Raw genomic sequence first — 8,956 nt, 5'->3', positions numbered from 1 at the left:
GGGAGATGGCAACTGCCAGGGGCGCCGGCCGCTGACGGCGCAGGCCGGCGGGCCAGCTTTTGCCGTAGTAGGCTCAGGGAAGGAGCGAGCTTTTCATGGCAATCCGAGTTGGGGTCAACGGGTTTGGCCGGATCGGCCGCCAGATCGTCCGGGCAGCGTATCGGGACCCGGATCTTGAGATCGTGGCGGTCAACGACATCACCGACGCTCCCACGCTGGCGCACCTGTTCAAATACGACTCGGTTCACGGGACGTTCAGGGGCGAGGTGCGCGTGGACGGCGACTCCCTGATCATCGAGGGGCGCCGGATCAAGGTCCTCGCCGTCAAGAGCCCGGCCGAGCTTCCCTGGAAGGAGCTCGGCGTTGAGTACGTCTTTGAGTCCACCGGCCTGTTCCGGGACCGGGAGAAGGCCTCGGGCCACCTGAAGGCGGGCGCCCGCAAGGTGGTCATCACCGCTCCGGCCAAGGGCGAGGACATCACCGTCGTCATGGGCGTCAACGAGGACGGGTACAACCCGGCCGCCCACAACCTGGTCTCCAACGCGTCGTGCACCACCAACTGCCTTGCGCCCGTGGCCAAGGTCATCGACCAGGCGTTTGGCATCGAGCACGGCACCATGACCACCGTGCACAGCTACACCAACGACCAGCGGGTGCTGGACCTCCCGCACAAGGACCTGCGCCGGGCGCGGGCCGCCGCGCTCAACATCATCCCCACCACCACCGGCGCGGCCCAGGCCGTCGGGCTGGTGCTGCCGCACCTGAAGGGCAAGCTGGACGGCTACTCGCTGCGGGTGCCGACGCCGGACGTTTCGATACTGGACCTGGTGGCCGTGGTGAAGAGGCCGGCCAGCGTCGAGGCGGTCAACGCCGCGCTCAAGGACGCCGCGGCTGGCCCGCTCAGGGGCATCCTGCGCTACGCCGAGGAACCGCTGGTCTCGAGCGACCTCATCGGCGACCCCCATTCTGCGATCGTGGACGCCGAACTCACCATGGTCATCGACGGCACCTTCGTCAAGGTCGTGGCCTGGTACGACAACGAGTGGGCGTATTCGCTGCGCTGTGTGGACCTGCTCAAATACATGGCAAAGAAGGACGGGCGCCTGTAGCCGGGCGCCCGTCTTCGCTGTCCACGGAAGGGCGGAGGCGCCATGGCATCGGCCTACAACAAAAAGAGCGTCGAGGACGTGGACGTCCACAACAAGCGGGTGCTGACCCGGGTTGACTTCAACGTGCCGATGGACGAGCACCGCCGCATCACCGACGACAAGCGCATCCGCGCAAGCCTTCCCACCATCCAGTACTTGCTGCGCCACGGCGCCCGGGTCGTCTTGATGTCCCACCTGGGCCGCCCCAAGGGCAAGCCCGACCCCAAATACAGTCTGGAGCCGGTCGCCCACCGGCTCGAGGAGCTGCTCAACGTGCCGGTGCGGATGCTCCCGGACTGCGTGGGGCACGAGGTGGAACAGGAGGTCGAGCGGCTTCAGCCCGGCCACGTGGCGCTTCTTGAAAACCTGCGCTTCCACCCGGAGGAGGAGAAGAACGACCCCGAGTTCGCCAGGGCGCTGGCGCGGCTTGGCGACATCTACGTAAACGACGCGTTCGGTTCGGCGCACCGCGCCCACGCCTCCACCGAAGGGGTGGCGCGCCAGTTGCCGGCGGTGGCGGGGTTGCTGATGCTCAAGGAGATCACCACCATGGGCAAGGCGCTTGCGGACCCGGAGCGGCCGTTCGTGGCCATCCTGGGGGGCGCCAAGGTATCGGACAAGATCGGCGTCATCAAAAACCTCCTGACCAAGGTGGACGCCCTGCTCATCGGCGGCGGCATGGCGTACACCTTCCTGAAGGCGAAGGGGTACGCGATCGGCGACTCGCTGCTGGACGCCGAGCACGTCGATCTGGCCAGGGATCTGATGGAGCAGGCGGGGCGGCGGGGCGTTCGCCTCCTGCTGCCGTCGGACGTGGTGGTGGCGAAGGAGATGAGCGTGGACAGCCCCCACCGGGTGGTGCCGGCGTCGGAGATCCCGGAGGGCTGGCAGGGGCTCGATATCGGGCCGAAGACCCGGGAGCAGTTCGCCGAGGAGATCCGCAAGGCCCGGACGGTGGTCTGGAACGGCCCGCTGGGCGTCTTCGAGATGGTGCCGTTTGCCGAGGGCACGCGGCGCATTGCCATGGCGCTGGCCGAAAGCAGGGGGACGACCATCATCGGGGGCGGCGACACGGCGGCCGCGGTGGAGCAGTTTGGGCTGGCCGAACGGATGACCCATGTCTCCACGGGCGGCGGGGCGTCGCTTGAGTTCCTGGAGGGCCGGGAGCTTCCAGGCGTGGCGGTGCTCGAAGACCGCTGAGAAGGGGCGCCCGCGAGGGATTCCCGGGGCGGCGAGAAAGGCGGGCAGAGTTGCCGATGTCAGGTGCGATAGGCACCCGGCCGCGCATCATCGCGGCCAACTGGAAGATGAACAAGGTGCCCTCCGAGGCGCGGGCGTTCGCCGTGCAGCTGCTGAGCCAGCTCGCAACGCTCGGGCCGCCCCCCGGTGTCGAGGTGGTCATCTGCCCGCCCTTTCCGGCGCTGGAGGCCGTAGGGGAGGAGATCCGGCGTTCGGGGCTGGGGGGCTGGGTGCACCTGGGGGCCCAGAACCTGCACTGGGAGCCCCACGGGGCGTTCACCGGCGAGGTTTCGGGCGCCATGCTGGCGGACGTGGGGTGCCGCTACGTCATCGTGGGGCACTCCGAGCGGCGCCACCTGTTCGGTGAAGCGGACGACGCGGCGGCGCGCAAGGTGAGGGCGGCCCTGGGATACGGCCTGACGCCCATCTTGTGCGTGGGCGAGACGCTGGAAGAGCGCCGCCGCCGCCAGACCGAGGCGGTGGTGCGCCGGCAGCTGGACGCGGCGCTGCAAAACGGGCCTGGCGACTTTGCCGGCCGCATCGTGGTGGCCTACGAACCGGTCTGGGCCATCGGCACCGGCGAGAATGCGACCGGCGAGGAGGCCAACCGGGTCATCGACGGGGTGATCCGGGCGAGGATCCGGGAACTCGCCGGCCCCGACGCAGCCGACAAGACCCCCATCCAGTACGGCGGCAGCGTGAGCCCGGCCAACATCGGAGAGTTCATGGCGTATCCCGCCATCGACGGGGCGCTGGTCGGTGGGGCAAGCCTCAAGGTCGAGAGCTTCGCGGCCATCGTGGCCGCAGGGAGGCGTTAGGCGTGACGACCATTGACGAGATCGTGGCGCGGGAGATCCTGGATTCCCGGGGCAACCCCACCCTGGAGGTGGAGGTGGTGCTGGCGGGGGGCGCCGTCGGGCGGGCGGCCGTGCCGTCGGGCGCTTCCACCGGGAAGTTCGAGGCGGTGGAGTTGCGCGACGACGACCCCGGGCGGTACCTCGGCCGGGGGGTTCTCAAGGCGGTGGACAACGTTCACGACATCATCGCCCCGGAACTGTTGCACCTGGACGCCAGCGACCAGGCCGGCATCGACCGGCGGCTCGCCGAGCTGGACGGCACCGAGAACAAGGGCAAGCTCGGCGCCAACGCCCTTCTGGGGGTGTCGCTTGCGTGCGCGAAGGCGGCAGCGCAGGCTGCGGGTCTCCCCCTTTACCGGTACATCGGCGGCACCGACGCCCGGGTGATGCCGGTGCCGCTCATGAACGTGCTGAACGGCGGCAAGCACGCGGACAACAACCTGGACATCCAGGAGTTCATGATCGCGCCGGTGGGCGCTTCGTCGTTTCGGGAGGCGCTGCGCATCGGCGCCGAGGTCTACCACCACCTGAAGAGGGTGCTCAAAAAGCGGGGCCTGTCCACATCGGTGGGCGACGAGGGCGGCTTTGCGCCCAACCTGAAGGCGAACCGCGAGGCCCTCGACCTGCTGGTGGAGGCCATCGGCGCGGCGGGCTACAAGCCCGGCGAGCAAGTGGTGCTCGCACTGGACGTGGCGGCGTCCGAACTCTGCGAGAACGGCCGCTACCACTTCCGGGGCGAGGGCACCGAGCGCGACCTCGAACGCATGGTCGCGTACTACAGCGACCTGGTTGATAACTACCCCATCTACTCCATCGAAGACCCGCTCGACCAGGAGGACTGGACGGGCTGGAAGGCCATGACGGAGGCCCTGGGCGAACGGGTGCAGCTGGTGGGAGACGACCTGTTCGTCACCAACACGAAGCGCCTGGAACGCGGCATCCGCGAGCGGGCGGCCAACGCGATCCTGATCAAGGTCAACCAGATTGGAACCCTCACCGAGACGCTGGAGGCCGTCCAGATGGCGCACCGGGCAGGCTGGAGGACGGTCATCTCGCACCGCTCCGGCGAGACCGAGGACACCACCATCGCCGACCTGGCGGTGGCCGTCAATTCCGGGCAGATCAAGACGGGTGCGCCGTGCCGCACCGAGCGGGTCGCCAAGTACAACCAACTGCTGCGCATCGAAGAAGAGATGGAGGACAGCGCGACCTTCTGGGGAAAGGCCGCCTTCGCCAGGAGCGGCGCCCGCTGACGGCCGCATCGCGCGGCCGCGCTCCGGCTGATTGTGTGGGCTGAAGCGCTGGTGATAGAATGGCGGCGTGCCCGGACAGACGGCGCCGGGGCGCCAGCGCCGCGGCGCGCGGGGCGGGAGGAGGCGCGTGGCCACGTGGATACGTTTCTCCTTGTATTGCAGTTCGTCATCGCCGTGGCCCTTACGGTGGTCATCATGCTCCAGCCCAGCAAGGGCGAAGGCCTCGGGTCCATCGGCGGCGGGGCTCGGATGTTCTTCCGGAAGGCCAAGGGCTGGGAGCTGATTCTGGAAAGGGCAACCGTCATTCTTGCCGTACTGTTTATGACGCTTTCTGTCGTACTGGTCGTCGCCCGGTAGGCGGTTCTCCGTTTGCGCCGGGCGGTCGAGGGAGGGACAGGCTAGGCGATGGACACCCTGTCGTGGGCACCCGTCGGGGCGATGGGTGCCGGTGCTCTGGCACTGGTTTTCGCCGCTTACTTCTACGGCCGCGTCCAGACCTACGAACCCGGAACGAGCCGGATGCAGGAGATCGCCGGGGCCATCCAGGAAGGCGCCATGGCCTTCCTGCGCCGGGAGTACCGCACGCTCGTCATCTTCGTGGCCATCGTGGCAGGCGTCATTATCGCGGTGGGCAACCTGGCGCCGTCCGGGAACCTGCCCCCCCAGACCGCTCTGGCGTTCCTGGTGGGTGCCACGAGCTCGGCCACGGCGGGATACATCGGCATGCGTTCGGCCACCCGCGCCAACGTCAGAACGGCCCAGGCGGCCACGAACGGCCTCAACCGGGCGCTTTCGGTGGCGTTCTCCGGCGGGGCCGTCATGGGGCTGACGGTGGTCGGGCTGGGGCTGCTGGGCCTTGGCCTGATGGTGGCCATCTTCGGCGACCCCAACGATCCCGTGAGCTTCAGCATCGTCAATGGCTTCGGGTTTGGCGCCAGCTCCATCGCCCTGTTCGCCCGCGTGGGGGGCGGGATTTACACCAAGGCGGCCGACGTGGGCGCTGACCTGGTGGGCAAGGTGGAGGCGGGGATCCCGGAGGACGACCCCCGCAATCCGGCGGTCATTGCCGACAACGTCGGCGACAACGTGGGCGACGTGGCCGGGATGGGGGCCGACCTGTTCGAGTCGTACGCGGCTTCCGTCATCGCCGCCATGACCATCGGCGTGAGCCTGGCGGCCGACGGCGGGTCGTGGGGGTTCATCACGCTGCCGCTCGCGCTGGCGGCGCTCGGCATCGTGGCCTCGATCATCGCCGCGTTCATGGTCCGCACCGGCGAGCAGGGCAACCCGAGAGTGGCGCTGCGCAACGGCACGTGGGTCGCGGCCATCCTGGTAGCCATTGGATCCTACTTCCTGATCGACGCGATCATCCCGGGGCCAGGCGGGCTGTCGCCGGTGGGCGTGTGGGTTGCGACGGTAGCGGGCCTGGTCGTTGGGGTGGCCATCGGCATCATCACGGAGTATTACACGTCGGCGGACTACCGCCCGGTACGGGAGATCGCTGAGGCGTCCGTGACCGGCACCGCCACCAACATCATCGCGGGCCTCGCCAACGGCATGCTGAGCACCGCATGGCCGATCTTGCTCATCGCCCTCGGCACCTGGGTGGCGTTCCGGTATGCCGGGCTGTACGGCATCGCCCTGTCGGCCGTGGGCATGCTGGCCACCACCGGCATGACCGTGTCGGTCGACGCTTACGGCCCGGTGGCCGACAACGCGGGTGGCATCGCCGAGATGGCGGAGCTAGGCAGCAACGTGCGGCGCATCACGGACACGCTCGACTCGGTGGGCAACACCACGGCCGCGGTCGCCAAGGGCTTTGCCATCGGGTCGGCGGCGCTCACGGCGCTGGCGCTCTTCTCGGCGTACAAGACGGCCGCTGGAATCCAGGTCATTGACGTGACGCGAGCCGACGTCATCCTGGGCCTGCTCGTGGGGGGCATGGTGCCCTACCTGTTTGCGGCCCTTGCCATGCGGGCGGTGGGGCGGGCTGCGTTCCAGATGATCCAGGAGGTGCGGCGTCAATTCCGTGAGATCCCCGGCCTCATGGAGGGGCGGGCCCGGCCCGAATACGGCCGGTGTGTGAGCATCAGCACCGGGGCGGCGCTTCGCGAGATGGTGGTGCCGGGGAGCATGGCGGTGGCCCTGCCCCTCGCGACGGGCCTGATCCTGGGCAGGGAAGCGCTGGGCGGGCTTCTGGCCGGCGCCACGCTGAGTGGCGTGCTCCTCGCCATCATGATGGCCAACTCCGGCGGCGCCTGGGACAACGCCAAGAAGCACATCGAAGGCGGCGAGCTGGGGGGCAAGGGGTCGGACGCCCACAAATCCGCCGTGGTGGGCGACACGGTCGGGGATCCGTTCAAGGACACGGCCGGGCCGTCCATGAACATCCTGATCAAGCTGATGGCCATCGTGTCGCTGGTCTTCGCCCCGGTCTTCGGAGCGGGGCTCTTCTGATCCACTCCCGTTCGAACCAGGCGAGGGGCGCGCCCCGCATCCCCGGGGTGCGCCCCTCGTTTTCTGCGTTGCCTGCTCCGCGAAAGGGCGCGGTGCGAACCGCTACCCCTCGAGCATGGCCTTCAATGCCGCTCCGGGCGGAACCATCGGCAGCACGTTCTCTTCCTGGCGTACCACGCAGTCGACGACCACCGGGCCCGGGTGGGCCAGGGCCTCCCGGACGGTGGCGGCCAGTTCGCCCGGCCGGTCGACCCGCATGCCCCGTACGCCGTAAGCTTCGGCGACCTTGACGAAGTCCGGCTGGTGCCGGAACACGCTGGCCGAGAAGCGCCGCCGGTAGAACAGGTGCTGCCACTGCCGCACCATGCCGTGGCAACGGTTGTTGATGATGAAGACTTTGACGGGCAGGCGGTGCTCCGCCAGGGTGGCAAGTTCCTGGACGTTCATCTGGAAGCTGCCGTCGCCGTCGATGCACACGACCTGCGCTTCAGGCAGCGCGAGCTTCGCGCCGATGGCGGCGGGCAACCCGTAGCCCATGGTTCCGAGGCCGCCCGACGTGAGGAACTGGCGAGGGCGCCGGTACCGGTAGAACATGGCCGCCCACATCTGGTGCTGGCCTACGCCGGTGACCACCAGCGCCTCTCCTCCGGTGGCGTGGTGGATCTCCTCGATCACCGCCTGGGGGAGCAGCTCCCGGCCGGCCAGATCCCGGTCGTACCGGTACGGGTGTTCGCGCTTCCAGGCGTCGACGCGCTCCAGCCACTCGCGCCGGCGGGCGAACGTCGGGCCGTCCTTCTCCGCCCCGGCCCGCACGTCGAACGCGGCCAGCAACGCCTCAAGGCCTGTACGTGCGTCTGTGGCAAGGGACACGTGCGGTGTCTTCACCTTGCCCAACTCCGCCGCGTCGATGTCGATGTGAATGATCGCGGCGTCCGGGGCAAACTCGGAGACTTTGCCCGTGACCCGGTCGTCGAACCTGGCCCCCACCGCCACGAGGCAGTCTGTCTCACTGAGCGCCATGTTGGCCGCGTACGCGCCGTGCATGCCGGGCATGCCGAGGAAGAGCGGATGGTCCCCCGGGACGGCCCCAAGGGCCATGAGCGTCGTGGTAACCGGGATCCGCGCGCGTTCGGCCAGGCGCCGCAGGGCGTCCGCAGCCCCGGCGGTGATCACGCCACCGCCGACGTACAGCACGGGACGGCGCGCCGCGGCGATGAGTTCCGCCGCCAGCAGCACCCGGTCTTCCGTCAAACCGGCGAGCTGGCCGTCTGCAAGCTCGGTGCCACCACTGGCAATGGCGCCCAATCGGCGGGGACGGAGCCGGCCCGTGCCGCCTGACAGCGGTGCTGCAAATACGTCCCTCGGGATGTCGACCAGCACCGGGCCGGGACGCCCGGAAGCGGCCACGGCGAAGGCTTCGCGGAGCACGCCGGGCAGGTCATCCGGGTCGAGCACCAGGTAATTGTGCTTGGTCACCGGCATGCTGATGCCGACGGTGTCGGCCTCCTGAAAGGCGTCCGTGCCCAGGGCGGATCGCGCCACATTGCCGGTGATGGCCACCACCGGCACCGAGTCGAGGTACGACGTGGCGAGGCCGGTGATGAGATTGGTGGCCCCGGGCCCGGACGTGGACATACAGACGCCCACCCGGCCGGTGGCTCGGGCGTACCCGTCCGCCGCCAGGGCCGCAGCCTGTTCGTGGCGCACCAGGATGTGGGTCAGCGGCGCGTCATGCATCGCGTCGTAAAGCGGCAGCACCGCGCCGCCGGGGATCCCGAACACCAACTCAACCCCATGTTCCACGAGCGCCTGCACCACCGCCTGAGCCCCCGTGAGGGGTTCCGCCTGCGGTGCCCTCTGAGCGACTGCGTTTCGTTGCGGCTCTCCCATTTCTCGTGCCTCCTACAGGGTGCCTGGCAGCTAAAGCGTCAGCAGCACGGCGCCGGTGTTGGCGGAAGTGACCATCCGGGCGTACCGCGCCAGGTACCCGCGGGTCTCCCGG

General features: G+C 69.0%; 7 protein-coding genes. 6 read left to right on the top strand and 1 reads right to left on the bottom strand.

All coding sequences use genetic code 11. From position 1 onward, the window contains the following. The first annotated feature begins 95 nt into the window (after nt 1-95). The 6 genes from gap (at nt 96) to AB1609_09540 (ending at nt 6,954) form a co-directional block, all read left to right on the top strand. Complete coding sequence (gene gap / locus AB1609_09565) at nt 96-1,109, top strand: type I glyceraldehyde-3-phosphate dehydrogenase (GenBank protein MEW6046710.1); 1,014 nt, start codon at nt 96-98, stop codon at nt 1,107-1,109. A 42-nt stretch (nt 1,110-1,151) separates the two neighbouring features. Then, nucleotides 1,152-2,348, top strand: coding sequence for a phosphoglycerate kinase (locus tag AB1609_09560; protein ID MEW6046709.1), 1,197 nt, complete (start codon nt 1,152-1,154; stop codon nt 2,346-2,348). A 56-nt stretch (nt 2,349-2,404) separates the two neighbouring features. Continuing rightward, nucleotides 2,405-3,205, top strand: a complete 801-nt coding sequence (tpiA, locus tag AB1609_09555) for a triose-phosphate isomerase (protein MEW6046708.1) — start codon at nt 2,405-2,407, stop codon at nt 3,203-3,205. Nucleotides 3,206-3,207: 2 nt separating this feature from the next. Further along, nucleotides 3,208-4,497, top strand: a complete 1,290-nt coding sequence (gene eno, locus AB1609_09550; protein MEW6046707.1) for a phosphopyruvate hydratase — start codon at nt 3,208-3,210, stop codon at nt 4,495-4,497. Between the two features lie 135 nt (nt 4,498-4,632). Next, nucleotides 4,633-4,854 carry a preprotein translocase subunit SecG gene (gene secG / locus AB1609_09545; protein ID MEW6046706.1) on the top strand — a complete coding sequence of 74 codons (222 nt, stop codon included), beginning with the start codon at nt 4,633-4,635 and terminating at the stop codon, nt 4,852-4,854. Between the two features lie 48 nt (nt 4,855-4,902). Beyond that, nucleotides 4,903-6,954 (top strand): sodium-translocating pyrophosphatase, encoded by a 2,052-nt coding sequence (locus AB1609_09540; protein MEW6046705.1) that lies wholly within the window; start codon nt 4,903-4,905, stop codon nt 6,952-6,954. 102 nt (nt 6,955-7,056) lie between these two features. On the opposite strand, the gene ilvB is transcribed toward AB1609_09540, so the two are convergent. Beyond that, nucleotides 7,057-8,844 carry a biosynthetic-type acetolactate synthase large subunit gene (ilvB, locus tag AB1609_09535; protein ID MEW6046704.1) on the bottom strand — a complete coding sequence of 596 codons (1,788 nt, stop codon included), beginning with the start codon at nt 8,842-8,844 and terminating at the stop codon, nt 7,057-7,059. Between the last annotated feature and the right edge of the window lie 112 nt (nt 8,845-8,956).

Source organism: Bacillota bacterium (assembly GCA_040754675.1).
Lineage (GTDB): Bacteria > Bacillota > Limnochordia > Limnochordales > Geochordaceae > Geochorda.
The sequence above is the reverse complement of the archived record's forward strand: the minus strand, read 5'-3'. Positions and strand labels throughout refer to the sequence as shown.